We start from the raw sequence: 18,527 nt of genomic DNA on the forward strand, positions 1-18,527 counted from the left end.
ATGTGTCGTCCCCGCGCAGACGGGGACCACACTTACGTGTCAAAACGAAAAGGAAATAGTAATAGTAACAAATTATTAACAATTAAAACACGGGGACGTCTGCAGAGAGCATGGAACTCCGTCATTGCGAGGGCCAGCAAAGCAATGACGGAAGATTGTCTTGCCAATGCTCACACAGACGATGAGCAGTGACTTCTGTTACTCAGCGGGCAACAGAAAAAACGAAATCTACTGCTGTTCAGCTACAACAACAACGTCCTGAGCCTTGAAGCCTTTTGGGCCTTTTTCCAGCATGAATGATACGCGCTCATTTTCGTGCAGGGTTTTAAAACCAGTACCTTGAATATCTTTGTAATGTACGAATATGTCATCGCCATGAGTGTTGACAATAAATCCAAATCCCTTTTTTTCATTGAACCATTTTACAAGGCCCGTTTCTCTATCTGACATGAAATCTCCTCGGTTGTACAAAACACATCATTGCAATGACAAAAAAATGTCGTCTCGAAAAAATAACGGAAAAATCTTTCTGATTCAATAGATTAAATATAAAAATACGCAAGATATGACAATTAATTTCCCCTGAACAGAGAATTAAACTACTTTGTGCCATGGATTTACCCACGTCGACAATTCCATTACCATATCGCTGATTCCGCCCCGAACATCTGATGGAGAGTTTTATCATGCCAGGTATTTCTTCGCATTCCAAGCGCGCCTTTATTGAACTGGCCCTGGAGTCTAATGTACTCAAGTTCGGCGATTTTACGCTGAAATCTGGTCGCCAGAGCCCCTACTTTTTCAATGCCGGTCTTTTTTATACAGGCAGTGCCCTGCAGAAACTGGGTCAGTTCTATGCTCAGGCCCTGTTAGAACAAAAATTTGAGTTTGATCACCTGTTTGGTCCCGCATATAAAGGCTTGCCACTGGCAACAGCCACAGCGGTCGCCCTGGCTGAACAAGGCATCGATACAACAGTCACCTTTAATCGCAAGGAAGTGAAGGATCATGGCGAAGGCGGCATCCTGATTGGCGCGCCCTTAAGCGGAAAAACGGTGATTATTGATGACGTGATTACAGCAGGAACCGCTTTTCGTGAGGCCGCCGGGCAGATCAGGGAAAATGGAGGCAATCTGACGGCCGTGGTCATCGCGCTGGATCGTTGTGAGCGAGGAGCTGGAGAGGCTTCCACACTGGCCGAGATCGAGGCGCAAGGCATTCGAGTCATCTCGATTATCAGCTTCCATGATCTGCTTGCGTACCTCGATGAATCCGGCGACAGCAAAAATGTTGCCCGGTTACAGGCATATCATCAGCAGTATGGCGTTTAACCTACTGCTGATATGTCAATTGTGCGCATCGGGATGTGGAAGGTTTTCCCCTGTCGTAATACCGTAGCCTCAATTTTTTCGCCTACCTTGACCTTGGCGAGCAAATGGTAAAACACATCATAGTTATTGGTGGGTTTTCCATTGATGGCGGTGATCACATCGCCCAGATGCAGACGACCGTAGCTATCACGCCAGGTACCCTGCAGGCCGGCTTTCGCTGCCGGGCTGTTGGGGATTACATCTGCGACCATAATCCCCTTGGTAACACCAAAGCGGGCAGCAAGCCTGGGCTCGACACGCTGAACGCCGATACCGGATAACACTACGCGTCCCTTATTAATCAGCTGTGGAACGATGTGCTCCAGATCATCAGCAGGAACGGCAAAGCCGATACCGGCAGATGAGCCTGTGTTAGAAAAAATAGCGGTATTCATGCCGATCAAGCGGCCTTTGCTGTCAAGCAAGGGTCCGCCGGAGTTGCCCGGATTGATGGATGCATCCGTTTGAATCATTTCACGAATCGTCACTCCGCCCGCTCCGGGAACCTGTCGTCCCAGGGCTGAGATCACCCCAACGGTCAGCGAGTGATCGAGGCCAAAGGGATTACCAATGGCTAGCGCCTGCTGGCCAACCATCAAATCGGTACTGTGTATCAATTCGAAGGGTTTAAAGGATTTCAGCATGGCAAGTGCTCTTGGAGAGCTCACCGCCAGCACCGCAATATCCTTGCGTGGCTCGACACCCACCACCCTGGCTGGGAAAGTTACCTCTCCAATACTGACGCTGAGTGCCTCGGCACCGTTGATCACATGAAAATTGGTAACGATATGCCCTTTATCATCCCAGATAATGCCCGAACCGGCACCGGAAGGTACCTGCACTCTGGAGAATGGACGCTTGAGCACGGTGGACATACGATGAACGTATACTACTTTTGGAGAGAATTTTTTGAACAACTCTACCGTATTACGTTCGTTGGGTAATAAATCGTTTATTGAAGCAGACCAAGAGGATAGCGCGATTAAGCAGGACAACGCAGCCACAGCAATCTTAGTTTTCATAAGCAAAACCCTTCCATTGAGATTAATAATCGGGCAATTATGCACAATTAACATCTAAATGGCAATTAAAAATCAGCCTGCTTCCCGGATTACGCTGGCGCTAATCCGGGCTACAAGGGATTTACAATGGATATTCACAGCGAACACGTAGCCCGGATTAGGCGTTTAGCCGTAATCCGGGAGGCAACGGCTGTAAGACTTAATTCAACAGATTGGATTCGGAGCTATGATAACGTGAAACATGAGCATCTGAGACGCTGTCTTCGTTTAACTCACGCTCAGCCGCCAGCACACGTTTACGACGAGCCAGTTCCGCATGCAAGGCATCGGTGGATCCATATTGCGATGACCGGAATGCCGATATCAGTTTCACCGGAGCCCTCATCGATTCCTTATACGTCGAGGTGCCGGCTTCCATGGTCATTCTGGCAATCTTTTCGTTGTTGTCCGCATGACGCACATACAGTTTTTCGAGCATTACACTGTGTTTCTCATAGAGCCCGTCTAACTGCTTGTTACGCTTTTCTTCCTGTTCAAGTAAATAGTCTTCCAGTTCTTTGTGCGAATCCCAAAGGTTTCCACGTCGGATCTGTAAATTTTCCAGCTCTTTATCATAAGCCCGCAGCTCATTGTCAATTTCTGACTTCAGCCTGTCAAAGACCTGTCTGCGTTCATCCGTCTGCTCACCCGTTATGATGGCTGACGATTCACGCAATGCCACCTGAGCATATTTCTGGATTAAGTCGGACTTTCGAGTAAACAAATCATCAATTTTCCTGTCAAGGTACTGAATCGCCACTTTGTTTGAACCAAGAACCTGATAATGCGCGTCAAAGCGCTTGCCACTGGTCATTTGAGAACGCATGCGCTCCAGCACACTGGCTTCCTGTGCCAGCGCACGTTGCTGTGCCAGATCATTCAGTTTTTTGTCGCGACTTAATAACAGCTGACGAACAAAGGCCGCCAAAGTTGCTACCGCACCAAAAACCGCCACACAAATGATAGCAATACTGACTGGTTCCATAGCAGACTCTCCTTAAGACAAGTGAATCAATTGGGTGTGAATATCCACGGCAAAATAACGGCTGAAAGTCTGGTATGAATCCACCTCGGGCCACTGCTCAGGATCTTCGCACATTCGCAGCATTTCTGCTTCAAAGATGGGGCGATAATATTGTTTCAGGAAAGGCTTTATTTCTGACAGATTATGGAAATTTTTCACGATCACCGTGGCATTTTCAGCCAGATGACTGACGCTCACTCGCTCCATAATACTTGTTAATTCGCTGTTATCCTCAACCGACGTTTTTATCCATTTTAACAAAACAGAACGCGGTTTAACCCGCAACATCTGCTGACCTTCGGCCAGTGTCTGTTCAAGCAATACCATTTGCGAGTGCAGTTCGAACTTAAAGCAACACAGAAAATCGAGAAAACTCCCTTCGATTTCATGACGCGCGTCCTCACCCAGCCAGCGACAGATTTCGTGGCGAAACATGGTGGGAAAATGACGTTCGATTTCGTTTAGTGTTTCTTCATCGTCGCTTTGTTTCGCAATCACATAAGCCGTGTTATCTGTCTGTAACAAACGCAAGTCTGGCAAATCAATATCAGGCAGCTGAGAGGCAAGGAAGGATAGGAAAACTTTGGTTGGCTTTAGAACAATTACTTCTGATTGATTAGATTTCACGACGCTCTCCTTGATTTATTTGACTCCTCCTAGGCACAACTGAAAAGCTAAATCCACGTCTCGTCTTCCCTGTCTTTTCTTGAGGGAAGACTATCAGGTTAATCTATTTTTTCTGTAAAGCGCAATATAATTTTCAAATTTATTTTTTCTGGGAATTAAAGACCTTGACTTAACTCATTGAAGGGTTAAAATTGCCTTTTATTTAAACAGATGCTCTGAATGAAGCTTATCAAAAAACTCCTCGCAGCCTCGCTGCTGCTCCTGCTCATCAGCAGCCTCAGCCTGTGGATTCTTTCCCGCACCATAAAACCAGAAGTATTACGCGAGTATGTCAGCAGCCAGCTCAGTGCCATCAGCTCTCAGCCCAGTCAGATAAATGGCGACATCCACTGGCAGATATTCCCGCAGCCTGGCATAAAAATCACAGATGTCGAGGTTGGTAACGAAAACAGCAAAAGTGATTATTTCCTGCACATGAATAATCTGCAGTTCAATCTTAAAATTACGCCATTGTTACGAGGCAGACTGGTTTTCAACGATATAGATGTCAAAGGCTTTCGCGCCCGCATTAACACCGATGCCCCATTAAATACCAATACTGCCGTTAAAAAAACCGGTGCGGCCAGCAGCAATCCCTTTGGCGAACAGCTGGCTATTGACAGGCTCATGCTGAGCCAGGGGCAGGTCATTCTTCAGAGCAGAGAACAGCAGGTAAAACTCAGCAACCTGCAAATTGGTGCCGAACATATCAACCTGGAGTCCGGCCTGTTTCCCTTCCAGTTAAAATCCGGTATCGAGTACCAGGATCAGCACAAAAAACTGTTCAGCAGCAAGATTCAGTTCAAAGGCTATACTCTTCTGTCAACCGCTCTCCTGCGTAATCCCGCAGCGCAATTGCAATCCGCCCGCCTGACCGGTCAGCTGGACATTCAGAATCTCCGCAGCGCGCAGATCAAAATCGCAAAAATTCACGCAAATACCAGCTTCAGACAGGGTATTCTTCAGTTAAATCCCCTGACGATAAACCTCTATGAAGGACAGTCTATTGGCGATTTACGTTATGAACTCTCTGAGAAAAATCTGCAGATCAATCAGACAGCCAGCGCCCTGAACAGCAGCAGAATGACGCTTGATATATTCGGTAAGACACTGATCAAAGGCAAACTGGATATGTCCTTGCATGCGCAGATTGATACAGGCCGGAGTAACTGGCAGGCGACGGCGCTGGGCAGCGGCAATATCAGCGTAAAAGACGGTAGCCTTGAAGCCGTGGATTTAAACAAAATCATTGCAATCAGCAGCGAAAAAATCAATAAACTGCTCATCGGTCTTCAACCTGGCATGAAACTCAGCCTGTCTGGCAACCCGCTGAACGATCCACAGTTTTTTAGCGGTAACTCGCCCTTTAAATTACTGAGCATACCCTATCACCTGGACAACAATACCCTGCACAGCGAGGACCTGCTGCTGCAAATGGATAATCTGCAGGTTAAAGGCGATACGCAGCTGAATTTAAATGACTACGCCCTGCTTGGTCACCTGCGCGCCACCGTGCTGATTGAGGACAAAAAAATCAATAAAATTCAACAGCTGCTGGGCGGGTACTTTCCGCTACTGGTAAAGGATACGGCCACCAACCCATCCGTGATACCGGATTTCAGCAAAATTAACCCCGTGCTGACGAAAGCATGGCTCGGCAGCACCCTGACCCGGCCTGTGCGCTCCATTGCGGACAGTGTTGCATCTTTTTTACCGAAATAAATCATGGATAAGACAAAGCTCACGGAACAGTTCAGCCGGCCACTGTTGGCCTGGTTTGACCTCTACGGCCGTAAAAATCTCCCCTGGCAGCATCCCAAAACGGCCTACCGCGTCTGGATTTCCGAAATCATGCTGCAACAGACTCAGGTGCAAACGGTCATACCCTATTTTGAGCGCTTCATGCAGAGCTTCCCCGATATTCAGACTCTGGCGGCAGCCACGGAAGACCAGGTGTTGGCGCACTGGTCAGGCTTAGGCTACTATAGCCGAGCGCGTAACATACACAAAAGTGCTCAACTGGTTTGCACGCGTTTTAACGGTATTTTTCCGCATGAGCTGACCGCTCTGACCAGCCTGCCTGGTATTGGCGATTCAACTGCGGCAGCCATTGCCTCACAGGCATTCAATCTGCCAGCCGCCATTCTCGATGGGAACGTCAAACGGGTGCTTTCCCGCTATTTTATGGTGGAAGGAGCCCCCGGGCAGGCCTCTGTAATAAAACAACTCTGGAGTCTGGCCTGCGCCTGCATGAGTCACGAACGCCCGGCTGATTACACTCAGGCGATCATGGATTTGGGCGCAACCTGTTGTACGCGCTCCAGACCCGATTGTGACCACTGCCCTTTACGCTTAAGCTGCCAGGCAAGGATTCATGAGCGTGTGATGGATTTTCCCTTTGCAAAAATCAAAAAAATCCGTCCGATCAGGCATGAACAGTTTTTATTATTGCACACGGAGGATCAGCGCATTTATCTGGAACGACGCGCGTCACCAGGTTTGTGGGGCGGTCTGTGGTGCCTGCCGGCAGTGGAGCCGGATTGTTGCCCTGAACAGTTTGTGTCTGAGCAATACGGGCTAATCTGTGACTGCGTAAAAGACATCATGGAGATAGAACATTCGTTCACTCATTTTCATCTTCACATCAAAGCGCGCTCTGTGGCCGTCAGTATGGCAGGTGAGGATTTTCAGGGATCAGGTCGCTGGTTTACGCAAGAGGAACTGGGCAGCGTGGGCCTCGCAAGGCCCGTCACCCGTATTATTCAACGCGCAGTGCAGGCGCGCATGTCAGGAACGTAAATCAAGAACAGGCTGCTCGCATTCAAAATAGGCAGCCACTCGCCCAGTGCTGACATGTTCAAGAGAATCAGGCTGCCAGCGAGGATTTTTGTCTTTATCGATCAACAGGGCTCTTACCCCTTCATAAAAATCGTGGTCAGCCATAAAATGCCGGACCAGGCAATAATCCATCCTGAGACAGTCCCTTAGATCCAGCGTTTTGGCACGCTCAATCTGAGCAAGGGTCACACACAGACTGGTCGGAGATTTTTGACGCAGACTGGCAGCAGTGGCAGCAGCCCACGGGACCTCACTGCTCTCCAGGGTCGCCATCAGGTCTGTCATGTTGTCAGCAGCAAAAAAGCGCCTGATGTTCTCCTGCTCGCTGGCGAGCGGAGCCGTCCCTGTCACAGACAATGACTGTAGTAATCGATCAACCTGCTGCCCGGCATTAACGCTCAGATCCAGCTGATGTAATCCCTCCATAATCCGTGGAAAATGCTCCGCCGGCACAGTGAAGCGCACCAGGCCTGCCAGCAGCGCGTCCTGAGCATTCAGGCGATTTCCGGTCAGGCCAAGCCAGACACCGATACGGTCTGGGCAGCGTGCCAGGAGGTAGCTGGCACCAATATCCGGAAACAGACCGAGGCCGGTTTCCGGCATGGCGAACAGAAAATTTTCACTGGCCACGGGATGCGAGCCGTGAAGAGATATGCCGACACCACCGCCCATGGTAATCCCATCCATCAGGGCAATATATGGTTTTGAAAACTGATGAATAAAATGATTGAGACGATACTCATGCCAGAAAAACTGCATTTGCTCCGGGCTCTTTGCCAGACCTTGATCATATAACCAGCGGACATCGCCTCCAGCGCAAAACGCCTTGCCAGGCGCGGCCTGCAAAACGACCGCATGAATCTGCGGGTCCTTCTCCCAGGCTGCCAGCTGCTCATGCATCAGCCTGACCATATCCAGCGTGATTGCGTTTAGAGCACTGGGCCGCGACAGAGTAATAACGCCAAGCTGCTGCCGACGTTCAAAAATGATATCCGCCGTCATGGATCAGACCCCTCGAAAACTGGCGGGACGCTTCGACAGAAAGGCAGAGACCCCTTCCTGTTTGTCCTGGCTGGCGCAGGTCAGGGCAAAGTGCACGGCCTCCAGATGCAGGGCATCGGGCAGGTTCATATCGAAGCCTTTATCAATCACCTCCATGGTGCTGGCGATTGCGAGCGGCGCCATGGACATGATGGTTCCCAGCAGACGCTCGCCCTGCTCCAGCAGCTCACTGCCTTCATAAACACCCGTTACCAGCCCCCATTGTAATGCCGTTTCGGCATTGATGAAACGCCCGGTCAGGCACAGATCCAGAGCGCGGCCCTTACCCACCAGACGAGCCAGACGCTGCGTACCACCGTAACCCGGTATCACGCCCAGCTTTACCTCAGGCTGTCCAAACTGCGCACTGACCGCAGCAATACGCAGCGTGGCCGACATGGCCAGCTCACAGCCACCGCCAAAGGCAAATCCGTTAATCGCCGCCAGAGAGGGTTTGCCCAGTGTTTCCAGCTGACGGAATACCGCCTGCCCGGCACAGGCAAACTCATATCCGCTTTGTGCATCGCATTCAGCAAGGCGGGAAATATCAGCGCCGGCGCAGAAAGCCTTGCCCGCTCCAGTCAGCAACAGAGATTTTACCCTGCTGTCGGTTTTGGCCTCTGCAAACGCACAGGCCAGCTCCTGCAGCACATCGCTGTTCAGGGCATTTAGTTTTTCCGGGCGATTCAGGGTAATCGTCATGATTCCGGTACTGCTGGTACTGCACTCTATTACGGCCATATTTTTTTACTCCTGTCAGTCAATCAAGTAATCATCATCCAGTGTCGATTTAGCAATAATTTCCCGCATGATTTCGTTGGTTCCCTCCAGAATCTGGTGAACACGCAGATCGCGGAAAATACGCTCAATCTGATAATCGTGCAGGTAACCATAGCCGCCATGCAGCTGCATGGCTTTGTCGCTGATTTGGAACGCCACATCTGTTGCCTGACGTTTGGCCATGGCACAATACATGGGTGCATGTGGGTCCTGTTTATCCAGCGCATCGGCGGCGCGATGCACCATTAAGCGAGCGGCCTCAAAGTCCGTGAGCATGTCCGCAAAATTAAAGCGCAGTGCCTGCATCTGGGTCAGAGGTCTGCCAAACTGATGACGCTCCTTTAAGTAGGATTGAGTCAGCCGCAGACAGGCCAGTGCGCCGCCCAGCGAGCAGGAAGCAATATTGACCCGACCACCATTCAAGGCATTCAGGGCGATTTTAAATCCCATGCCTTCATTACCGACCCGGTTGGCTACCGGAACACGGCAGTTTTCAAAAAACACCATGCAGGTTGGCTGACTGCGCCAGCCCATTTTTTTCTCCAGCTTACCGAAACTCAGGCCCGGCGTGTCTTTTTCAACCAGCAGGCAGGAAATACCATGATGAGATTCGTCACCGGTGCGCACCATGCATAAATATACATCACTCACACTGCCGCCGGAAATGAAGGCCTTTGCACCATTCAATACGTAGTGATCCCCATCCAGAACAGCCTTGGTTTTCAAAGAGGCGGCGTCAGAGCCGGAGTCAGGCTCGGTCAGGCAATAGCTGGCCAGTAATTCCATACTGGTCAGGCGAGGCCCCCATTGGACGCGCAGAGCCTGATCGGCGTAGCGGTCAATCAGAGAAGTCACCATGTTGTGAATAGACAGATACGCAGCCGAGGGGATGCAGCCGGTGGCCAGCTGCTCAAATATCAGCGAGGCATCGAGGCGCGTCAGGCCGGAGCCGCCGATGTCTTCTGCCGCCGCCATCCCCCCCATGCCTAATTGGGCTGCCTCGCGAAACACATCAACGGGGAAGTGGCTGTGCTCGTCCCAGCTGGCGGCGTGAGGTGCCAGTCTGTCACGCGCAAAATCACGGGCCATATCACGAAATGCCTGATGCTCTTCGCTGAGTAGAAAGTCCATAGCGTTGTCCTTTGAATTTATTTGTCCGATACCTGGAGTTTGTTTATGATGCCACAAATAAAGATGTTATTATTGCCAATTTTTGGCGTTTACGAAATAAAAGAAGAAAAAAATCTCATGGAAACTGCCAGTTATAATCCAACCAGTGCAAATGACCCCTCATCTGTTCTGAAAAAATACTTTGGTTATGATGCCTTTCGCGGTTTGCAGGAAGCGATTATTACGGATATTCTTGCCGGTCGCGATACCCTGGTACTGATGCCAACCGGCGGAGGAAAATCGCTGTGCTATCAGGTTCCGGCTCTGATTCGTCCCGGCGTGGCCATTGTCGTATCGCCCCTGATTGCGCTGATGGAAGATCAGGTAGCCGCGCTGCGCCTGCAGGGCATACGGGCAGCATACTACAATTCATCATTAAACAGCGCCGACTCGCGCAGGGTTTTATCAGACTTACACAATGATCAGCTGGATCTGCTGTATATCGCACCGGAACGCCTGGTCAGTGATGCGTTTCTTGATCGTCTGAACGACTGCCGCATAGCCCTGTTTGCTATTGACGAAGCGCACTGTATTTCACAGTGGGGGCATGATTTTCGCCCGGAATACGCTGAGCTTGGCCGTTTAAAATCAGGTTTTCCCGATGTGCCGGTCATTGCCCTGACAGCCACAGCCGATCAGCAGACGCGCCAGGATATTGTCGCCAAACTGCAGTACGAACCAACGATTCATCTGGCGTCGTTTAACCGCCCCAATATTCATTATCGCGTGGTGCCCAAAAACAACCCGACGAGGCAGCTCAGTCAGTTTCTGGAGACACAGGAATCTCAGGCCGGGATCATTTATTGCGGTACGCGTAACAACGTGGATAAACTCACTGGCAAACTGCAGGAACTGGGCTTCCATGCACGTGGTTACCATGCCGGGATGTCTCACAGTGAGCGCCGTGAGGTTCAGTCCCTGTTTCGTCATGACCGCACCGACATCATCGTGGCCACTATTGCCTTTGGCATGGGCATAGACAAGCCCAACGTACGTTATGTAGTCCATTACGATCTGCCAAAAACCATTGAAAGCTACTACCAGGAAACAGGACGCGCCGGTCGCGATGGCCTGCCGGCACAGGCCCTGCTTTTATATGATCCAGCCGACAGCGCCCGCCTGCGCAGCTGGGTTCATGCCATTGAGGACAACCAAAAGCAGCGCGTGGAAAACAACAAGCTGAATCACATGGTCGCTTTTGCAGAAGCCAGCCACTGCCGCCGCCAGATTTTACTGCGTTATTTCGATGAGCCCTGCGACACGGCCTGCGCTTATTGTGATATCTGCGATAACCCACCCATCATGCAGGACGCCACCGAAGATGCGCAGAAACTCCTGTCCTGTATTTATCGCCTGAAGCAGAGTTATGGCATGGGCTATGTGATTGATGTTTTACGCGGATCGGCCTCAGAGAAAATTGAGCGCGCCGGCCATCATCAGCTGAGCACCTATGGTATAGGCAAAAATCAGAGCAGCAACTACTGGAAATTGCTGGCCTGGCAGTTGATACACCAGGAATATTGTTATCAGGATATTCATCATTTCAATGTCCTGCGTCTGACCAAAAAAGCCGGAGCCCTGCTGAAGGGTCAGGAAACGATTATGCTTGCGCTGCCTGATCCGGCGCTGCTGAAAGAAAGCAAAAAATCGAAAAGCCGTCATTCGGCGGAGCAGAAAAACCATCCGCTCTTCGATACCCTTCGCAATCTGCGGCGACAGCTTGCTGACCAGGAAGGCAAGCCACCGTTTATGATTTTCAGCGATAATACTCTGCATGAAATGGTGTCAAAAAAACCGGAATCGATGGATGATTTACTTGATGTATCGGGTGTTGGTCAGCATAAATCAAGCCATTACGGTTTGAAGTTTCTGAAGGCGATACGGGAATATCTGGCGGTGGAGGCCTGAATGGGGCAGGCACCCTGCCCCCCCACCCCGCGTTACCCTGTATTACCTGGCCTGCATTCTCAACGCGCCATCCAGTCGAATCACCTCGCCATTGATCAGGCGGTTTTCTATGATATGCAGCACCAGAGATGAGAATTCCTCTGGCTTTCCTAATCGCTTCGGAAAAGTGACCGTTGCGGCAAGACTGTCCTGCACCTCCTGAGGCATATTTAACAGCATGGGTGTGGCAATCAAACCTGGGGCTATGGTATTGACGCGTATCGCCTGAGCCGCCAGTTCGCGTGCTGCCGGGAGGGTCATGGATACCACACCGCCCTTGGACGCGCTGTAGGCCAGTTGGCCTACCTGCCCTTCAAACGCCGCAATAGAGGCCGTATTGATGATCACCCCACGCTCCTGGGTTTCCTCGTCAACGGGCAGGTTCATCATGGCAGCAGCTGTAACCCGCATGACATTAAACGTACCCACCAGATTAATATCGATTACCTGTTTGAACGCGGCCAGAGGCATGGCACCCTCTTTGCCAACCATCCGCTTAGCCGGAGCAATACCTGCGCAATTGATGACAATACGCGGGATGCCGACTTGACTGATAGTTTCCTGCATGGCCCGCTCAACCTCAGTATCCGAGCTGACGTCGCAGGCAATGGCGAGCACATTGGCCTCTTCGGCGACTGAGTCAATGTGTCTGTCCCACAAAACCACGCGCACACCGCGGGCGCGCAAAGCCTCAACACAGGAACGCCCCATACCGGAGGCTCCGCCGCTTACTACAGCGATGGTATTTTGTAATGTCATAGAATCCTCTTAAATGAATATGTCAGGAAAAGGGTAGCAAAAAATGTTAACCCCCGTATAGTGGCGCTCGCAATGACGGACGATTGACTTGATGCCTCGTTTTCCGTGAATATGGTCTTTTCTCCTGGAGATACTCATGCTGCTCAAACACGATCAATCCTGTCTGTTACTCATTGATGTACAGGAAAAACTGGCGCCACACGTGCTGAAGGAAAAAGAGTTACTGGCCCGTTGCGAATGGCTGATGTCGCTGGCAAATGAAATGAAGGTGCCGATGCTGGTTAGCGAGCAATACCCCAAAGGCCTGGGCGTCACCGTATCACCGCTGCGTGAGCTGGCGGGGCAATCGGAAACCATTGAAAAAGTCTATTTTTCCTGCTGGCGTGATGCCGGGTTTAAGGCCGCACTGCAGGCCGTGCACAGGAAGCAGCTGATTTTGATCGGCATGGAGACACACGTCTGTGTTTTACAGACTGCGCTTGATTTGGTTGAAGCTGGTTATGATGTGTTTGTGGTAGTCGATGCGGTCAGCAGCCGTCATGAACCGGACTACCGCTACGGCCTGAAACGCATGAAGCAGCATGGCGTAAATTTGATTACATCAGAAATGGTGCTGTTTGAGTGGGTAGAAAAAGCAGGTACACCAGAATTCAAGGCATTGAGCAAGGGCTGGCTGCAGTAGAGCCGGCGAAAGCCACACGGTATTTTTTTAAGAAGATGTCAGAGGTCTGGCCTTCCTTTTCAGAAGAATCCCCGCAAAAACAATACCTGACTCATAAAACAGGCACATGGGAACAGCCAGCATGATTTGCGAGACTACATCAGGAGGCGTCATGAACATGGCGAGAATAAAGGCGCCTACGATAACATAAGGACGCGCTTCAATCAGGGATTTTATCGAGCAGACGCCCTGATAGGCCAGGAGAGCAACAATTACCGGAATCTCAAAGGCAAGACCAAAGGCCAGTATGAGTTTGAGACAGAAATCCAGATATTGGCTGATATCCGGCATCGCCGTAACACCCTCCGGTACCATCACCATAAAAAACCGGAACACAACAGGAAAAAAGACAAAATAGACGAACAAGGCTCCCATATAAAACAAGATACTGCTCAGAACCATAAACAGCCAGAGAACGCGTCTTTCGTTCTCGTACAAACCTGTTGAAACAAACATCCATGCCTGAAAGATAAAATATGGCATGGCTAAAAAAACAGCGGCAATCATAGCCAGTTTTAAAGGCACAAAGACGGGCGATACAATACCTGTGGCTATCAGCGTGTGCCCCTGGGGCATTTGCTTGAGCAACGGCATTGCCAATATGGAAAAAAGATACTGAGAAAAAGGCAGGAGGAAGAGCATCAATACCAGCAGTACGACGAGGCATTTAAGCAGTCGCGCTCTCAGCTCAGAAAGATACGTCAGGATGCCGGGCATATCCATCATCAGCTGCTCACAATAAAAACTGTCTATTCATCAGATTTTTTATTGCCTGTGTCGCTGTCGGCACCCTGTTGCGAACCTGCGCTCGCACCGCCCTCATTCAGTCCCTCACGAAAACCTTTGAGCATGGCGCCCAAATCGCTGCCTATGCTTCGTAAACGCCCTGTGCCAAACACCATCACGATGATTAACATGATCAGCAATAACGATCCCAGGCTAACCCCTCTTATGCCCATACCTTTCTCCATTGAAGAGCAACATTCGCGTATTAATCATAACATAAGCTTAATCACGTGACTCGAGCAACCGATTTTTCAGTTTCCGAGCCGTGACGGTCACAGTTCGGTAATATCAAACCAGCGCAAACAAAGCCGCTGTCAGATAATTGCCTTCCGGGAAGGCCGGCAGAGTCGGATGGCAGGCTGAAGGACCGAATACACCCAGCAGACGAACCTGTTTCTGCACAGCCAGAGCCTGACTGCTGACCAGATTGCAAAATTCCGCTGACGACAGCGCCGAAGAACAATTGCAGGTCATCAATAACGAACCTGCGCGCATCGCCTTGAAGGTTTCACGATGCAGAAAACGATAATAGTTTTTTGCCCGCTGCAAATGCTGTTGCGAAGGCACCAGCTTTGGAGGATCGAGAATGATTAAATCATAATCACCAGCCTGACTCAGATAATCGCGGGCATCCGCCTCGACGAACTGAATGCTGTCGAGGCCATTCAGCCGTGCATTCGTTCTGGCCTGTTCAATAGCCTGAGCGGAGCTGTCAATCGCCGTGACTGATTCGGCTCCAGCCTTCGCAGCATGCAGCGCAAAACCTCCCGTGTAGGTATACAGATCAAGTACTCGCTTCCCCCTGGCCAGAGCTGCAATGCGTTGATGATTTTCGCGCTGGTCAAGAAAAAGGCCGGTTTTTTGTGCCTGAGCAACATTCACTTCATACTGAATGCCTGCCTCAAGCACCACCACTGGATTCGTGGCTTCTGCCACATCAGAAAATTTCCAGCCATCCTGAGCCAGAGGCTTGCTCTGCGCCAGCCAGACCACATCGTCACTGGCCGTCACATCCAGGATGCATTGTCTGATCACGTCCTTATGCGCTTCCACCCAATAGGCTGAACTGGCTACCACATAACGGTTGTTAAAACAGTCAATGGTCAACCCTGACAGGCCATCCGCTTCGCTGTTAAATACACGAAAGGCTGTAGTCTGTTCATTTGGCAGGTTCAAGGCTCGTCGCAGTGACAAGGCCTGCTTCAGACGCATGGTCACGAGACTGGCTATTGATACCTCAGGCATTAATTCCCAGGCCAGAGCCAGAACCCTGACGCGATACAGCGAATGTTCGTTAAACACACCAACCGCAAGCAGCTCATGCCCGGCACCGTAAACGTCAACCAGTTCACCGGTTACCAGTTTTCCTTTTGTGCCTGCAATCGCTTTGGGGAAAATCCACGGATGCCCACGCAGGACAGTGTTTTGTTTGCTTTGCTGAAGATAAACGGCGGATCGCATAGAGGTTTCCCGTGCTGTAAAAATCGGCTAATCTACACTAAAGACCCTGGCTGTGTCTAACTCACCGGGCAAGATTATGAGTGAATTTATTCAATACTGTTAAAAGGACTTTCATGCGTCAAGGCTATACACACCCTGCTCTCTGTCTTATTCTGACACTGATTTGCACACCGCTCACCGCCTCGCCCTGGTTTACCGGCCCTATTCTGGCGCCTGCCGGCCACACACTGCCAAGGGGGCATACCAATCTGGAAACCTATGGTTTTTTTACCCATGTAACTCGTGTCTTTGATAATAACGGGAACACGGTACCTGTTCCCTACACTGCCAACAACACATTAAATCCTTTGTTTACCCATGGTTTGACGGATCGCATGGATCTGCAGTTTAGTCTGCCCATGGCCTATAACCGGGTAAATGGTGTTCGCGCCCATCATATTGCCGATACGTCCATTACCCTTGGTTATCAGGTGATGGAACAAAAAGAATCCCGCTGGCGGCCCAACTTACGCATCACTCTTCAAGAGAGCATCCCAACAGGACGTTTTGAGCAATTGATCCCCCGAAACAATGGCGCAGACGCCACCGGCATAGGGACCTGGCAGACAGAACTCAATTTAAATTTTCAGCACCTGCACCAGTTTAGCGAGAAGCATTACCTACGCACCCGGTTCAGTCTTGGCTATGCCGCAGCGAGTAACGTGAATGTAAACGGTATAACACCGTATGGAAGCGGCATCGATGCCGATGGCAATCTCTTTCCCGGTAATCTGTATACTATCGACCTGGCAGGAGAGTTTACGCTGAACCAACAATGGGTTGCTGTGATGGAGGGGTATTACAGCAATCGGGGCGCCACTCGTTTTGCTGGTTTTCCTGGTTTTAAGGCGCCGGGGGTATTGGCCATTGTTGGTAATCGCATGGCAGAACAGATATCTCTTGCTCCGGCCATTGAATATAACATCAATGCCAATGTGGGCGTGATTGCTGGATTCTGGTTTGCGCTTGTCGGAAAAAATTCAGCCGATTTCCGTTCACCGGTTGTTGCACTCAATGCGTATTGGTAGATGGATGACAGAGCGCCTTGCGGCATGTTAGCATCGCTTTTTTCTTCATGACGAGTGACAGCAATGTGGTTTAACAACGCACTGATTTACAACTACGAATTAAAGGACGAGTGGAACCTGCTCGAGCAGCTGGCCGAAGAGCGCCTGAAACCCTGCCCGCCTCACGCCCGTTTTATTTTTGGCTGGTCGCCGGTGTTTGATGACGAGCTGGTTCACGAAGTGGCCGGTGCCGCCATGCTCTGCCTCGGCAAGGAAGAACGCATCCTGCCGCGTGGTGTGATTAACAAACAACTGGCCGATCGGGTCAAGGCACTGGAAGAAGCCCAGGGGCGGGTTATCAAGCGCTCCGAGAAGGCTCAGCTGGCTGAAGATCTGGAGTTTGAGCTGTTGCCCAAGTCGTTTTGTGTTCAAAAACGTCTGCCAGCCCTCTTCGACACCGTCAGCAAACGTCTTATCATCAACACAGCCAGTGAAACACAGGCCTCACAGGTCACCTCTCTGCTGCGCAAATCAATCCCAGGTCTGCAGCTGGAACCCCTGTTCCACCATGAAAATCTGGCCGTGCGTTTTGCCGAGTGGATCACGCATCCTGAAACCCTGCCAAAATCATTCCAACTGGCGTCCGACTGTCTGCTCTTCGCTCAAAACGATGAGAAAAAACGCGTGACCTGTAAGGGATATGAACTGCCGGCTGATGAGATCATCACCCTGTTATCCCAGGGACTGGTGGCGGCTGAGCTGTCGTTGGTCTGGAACGAGCGTATTCAGTTTACTCTGACCCAGGATCTGACCTTCAAGCGTTTAAAAAGCCTGGATTATCTGATCGACGAATTTAACGAAACGCGTCAGCTGGAGGAAGAATACCTGCAACGCGATGCGGCACTGGCGCTGTTATGCGGAGAGTTGAAAGGACTCACGGATGACTTAATGAATGGCCTGGCCAGTTCAGCAGCAGCCGGTCTCGAGCCAGCCGCTGTTATGCTTAACGAGACCGTTCAGGAAGAAGAACCTGCATTTTGACAGTGTTTTCCGACCCGGAATGGATTCGGGCCGGATGATAATAAAACGTCTGAAGCTTATTCCTGTTCTTTACTGAAAGTACAGGAATAGTCGCTGGCGTTTCTCTGTTGCGTATCTGCCAGGTCCAGATCTTGTGCTTTCATAACCAGTTGCCCATTGTTTAATGACATCACCGTCTGGCTGATATAGGTTTCCACTGTGCTGGGGGTATTGTAGGGATAGTCCGAATGTAGTTTTAACACGGACACATCTTTTATCGTTAAAGTAGACATGTCTTCACTCCATTCAAGCGCGGTATGCTCAAAAGACGAGCCCCTGTTGTCTGATGATGAATCAGTCTGGAATGGTCCTATTTCCATGGGCTCGCCGTTTATAACAATACTCTCATCGTCGTTTTTCAGGATGAGCGCAAGGGGAAAGGTTCCGCCCTGAAAACTGCAGGTACCTGCCCAGCTTCCTGAAAAATCGGCATATTTTTGACCTTCTTTTTTCGGGTGTACTGTTACGGACTTGTGTACAGGCAACCTGTCATGCATTAATTTTTGAAAAAAATTTGCCGCAAACAGCGGGGCTGTAAACAGACTTCCTGCAACAGCAGCAGTAACCAAAGCTTTTTTATTCATTACGTCCCTCTAAATTGATAAGAAAAAAGGTAACTACTCAGGTTGAACCCACGTCATCCTGAACGTAGTGAAGGATCGCCTGATTTTGGCTCAAAGCTAAACAATTGGAGATCCTTCGCTACGCTCTGGATAACGTACCTGGGTAGTTACAAAAAAGTATATTGCTTCTTGCCGCATCATCTTATGCCACAGA

At 50.3% G+C, this 18,527-nt stretch carries 19 protein-coding genes; 7 read left to right on the forward strand and 12 right to left on the reverse strand.

Annotated elements, in window-relative coordinates; all coding sequences use genetic code 11:
- Positions 1 to 228 precede the first annotated feature (228 nt).
- On the reverse strand, positions 229 to 450 hold the full coding sequence (locus tag ACQUTA_RS09955) for a cold-shock protein (RefSeq protein ID WP_444988085.1): 222 nt from the start codon (positions 448 to 450) through the stop codon (positions 229 to 231).
- Between the two features lie 236 nt (positions 451 to 686).
- Here ACQUTA_RS09955 and pyrE point away from each other — a divergent pair, with 236 nt between their 5' ends.
- Entirely contained in the window at positions 687 to 1,331 is a 645-nt protein-coding gene (pyrE, locus tag ACQUTA_RS09960; protein WP_444988086.1) for an orotate phosphoribosyltransferase, read from the forward strand.
- On the opposite strand, the gene ACQUTA_RS09965 is transcribed toward pyrE, so the two are convergent.
- The 3 genes from ACQUTA_RS09965 to ACQUTA_RS09975 form a co-directional block, all read right to left on the reverse strand.
- The gene (locus tag ACQUTA_RS09965) at positions 1,328 to 2,392 is read right to left on the reverse strand and encodes a S1C family serine protease (RefSeq protein ID WP_444988087.1); all 1,065 of its coding nucleotides are present in this window, start codon (positions 2,390 to 2,392) and stop codon (positions 1,328 to 1,330) included. The two genes, pyrE and ACQUTA_RS09965, sit on opposite strands and share 4 nt — an antisense overlap.
- A gap of 199 nt (positions 2,393 to 2,591) precedes the next feature.
- On the reverse strand, positions 2,592 to 3,416 hold the full coding sequence (locus tag ACQUTA_RS09970; RefSeq protein ID WP_444988088.1) for a hypothetical protein: 825 nt from the start codon (positions 3,414 to 3,416) through the stop codon (positions 2,592 to 2,594).
- Positions 3,417 to 3,428: 12 nt separating this feature from the next.
- The gene (locus ACQUTA_RS09975; RefSeq protein WP_444988089.1) at positions 3,429 to 4,082 is read right to left on the reverse strand and encodes a hypothetical protein; all 654 of its coding nucleotides are present in this window, start codon (positions 4,080 to 4,082) and stop codon (positions 3,429 to 3,431) included.
- Positions 4,083 to 4,301: 219 nt separating this feature from the next.
- Between ACQUTA_RS09975 and ACQUTA_RS09980 the strand changes: the two genes are divergently transcribed.
- Together ACQUTA_RS09980 and mutY are read left to right on the forward strand one after the other, a co-directional pair.
- Positions 4,302 to 5,843 (forward strand): AsmA family protein, encoded by a 1,542-nt coding sequence (locus ACQUTA_RS09980; RefSeq protein ID WP_444988090.1) that lies wholly within the window; start codon positions 4,302 to 4,304, stop codon positions 5,841 to 5,843.
- 3 nt (positions 5,844 to 5,846) lie between these two features.
- A complete protein-coding gene (gene mutY / locus ACQUTA_RS09985) occupies positions 5,847 to 6,920 on the forward strand; it encodes an A/G-specific adenine glycosylase (protein ID WP_444988091.1) in 1,074 nt (357 codons plus the stop codon).
- Here mutY and ACQUTA_RS09990 read toward each other — a convergent pair.
- From ACQUTA_RS09990 to ACQUTA_RS10000, 3 genes are read right to left on the reverse strand one after another with little or no spacing between them, the layout of a single operon-like run.
- Complete coding sequence (locus tag ACQUTA_RS09990; RefSeq protein ID WP_444988092.1) at positions 6,909 to 7,961, reverse strand: enoyl-CoA hydratase/isomerase family protein; 1,053 nt, start codon at positions 7,959 to 7,961, stop codon at positions 6,909 to 6,911. The genes mutY and ACQUTA_RS09990 overlap by 12 nt on opposite strands.
- A gap of 3 nt (positions 7,962 to 7,964) precedes the next feature.
- A complete protein-coding gene (locus tag ACQUTA_RS09995) occupies positions 7,965 to 8,741 on the reverse strand; it encodes an enoyl-CoA hydratase/isomerase family protein (RefSeq protein ID WP_444988093.1) in 777 nt (258 codons plus the stop codon).
- Between the two features lie 15 nt (positions 8,742 to 8,756).
- Positions 8,757 to 9,911: an acyl-CoA dehydrogenase family protein gene (locus ACQUTA_RS10000; protein ID WP_444988094.1), complete on the reverse strand. Its 1,155-nt coding sequence runs from the start codon at positions 9,909 to 9,911 to the stop codon at positions 8,757 to 8,759.
- Positions 9,912 to 10,028: 117 nt separating this feature from the next.
- Between ACQUTA_RS10000 and recQ the strand changes: the two genes are divergently transcribed.
- Positions 10,029 to 11,858: a DNA helicase RecQ gene (gene recQ, locus ACQUTA_RS10005; protein WP_444988117.1), complete on the forward strand. Its 1,830-nt coding sequence runs from the start codon at positions 10,029 to 10,031 to the stop codon at positions 11,856 to 11,858.
- A 42-nt stretch (positions 11,859 to 11,900) separates the two neighbouring features.
- Here recQ and ACQUTA_RS10010 read toward each other — a convergent pair whose 3' ends face one another.
- Positions 11,901 to 12,656 (reverse strand): SDR family oxidoreductase, encoded by a 756-nt coding sequence (locus ACQUTA_RS10010; protein WP_444988095.1) that lies wholly within the window; start codon positions 12,654 to 12,656, stop codon positions 11,901 to 11,903.
- Between the two features lie 136 nt (positions 12,657 to 12,792).
- Here ACQUTA_RS10010 and ACQUTA_RS10015 point away from each other — a divergent pair, with 136 nt between their 5' ends.
- Positions 12,793 to 13,338, forward strand: a complete 546-nt coding sequence (locus tag ACQUTA_RS10015) for a hydrolase (protein ID WP_444988096.1) — start codon at positions 12,793 to 12,795, stop codon at positions 13,336 to 13,338.
- Between the two features lie 27 nt (positions 13,339 to 13,365).
- Here ACQUTA_RS10015 and tatC read toward each other — a convergent pair whose 3' ends face one another.
- The 3 genes from tatC to ACQUTA_RS10030 form a co-directional block, all read right to left on the reverse strand.
- Positions 13,366 to 14,103, reverse strand: a complete 738-nt coding sequence (gene tatC / locus ACQUTA_RS10020; protein ID WP_444988097.1) for a twin-arginine translocase subunit TatC — start codon at positions 14,101 to 14,103, stop codon at positions 13,366 to 13,368.
- Positions 14,104 to 14,126: 23 nt separating this feature from the next.
- Positions 14,127 to 14,336, reverse strand: coding sequence for a twin-arginine translocase TatA/TatE family subunit (locus ACQUTA_RS10025; RefSeq protein ID WP_444988098.1), 210 nt, complete (start codon positions 14,334 to 14,336; stop codon positions 14,127 to 14,129).
- 115 nt (positions 14,337 to 14,451) lie between these two features.
- A complete protein-coding gene (locus ACQUTA_RS10030; RefSeq protein ID WP_444988099.1) occupies positions 14,452 to 15,624 on the reverse strand; it encodes a class I SAM-dependent rRNA methyltransferase in 1,173 nt (390 codons plus the stop codon).
- Positions 15,625 to 15,737: 113 nt separating this feature from the next.
- On the opposite strand from ACQUTA_RS10030, the gene ACQUTA_RS10035 reads away from it, so the two are divergent.
- Together ACQUTA_RS10035 and ACQUTA_RS10040 are read left to right on the forward strand one after the other, a co-directional pair.
- Positions 15,738 to 16,691 carry a hypothetical protein gene (locus ACQUTA_RS10035; protein ID WP_444988100.1) on the forward strand — a complete coding sequence of 318 codons (954 nt, stop codon included), beginning with the start codon at positions 15,738 to 15,740 and terminating at the stop codon, positions 16,689 to 16,691.
- Positions 16,692 to 16,754: 63 nt separating this feature from the next.
- On the forward strand, positions 16,755 to 17,711 hold the full coding sequence (locus ACQUTA_RS10040) for a recombination-associated protein RdgC (protein WP_444988101.1): 957 nt from the start codon (positions 16,755 to 16,757) through the stop codon (positions 17,709 to 17,711).
- A 56-nt stretch (positions 17,712 to 17,767) separates the two neighbouring features.
- Here the strand turns inward: ACQUTA_RS10040 and ACQUTA_RS10045 are convergent, their stop codons facing one another.
- Positions 17,768 to 18,334 (reverse strand): hypothetical protein, encoded by a 567-nt coding sequence (locus tag ACQUTA_RS10045; protein ID WP_444988102.1) that lies wholly within the window; start codon positions 18,332 to 18,334, stop codon positions 17,768 to 17,770.
- Positions 18,335 to 18,527 lie beyond the last annotated feature (193 nt).

Source organism: Legionella navarrensis (assembly GCF_052527415.1).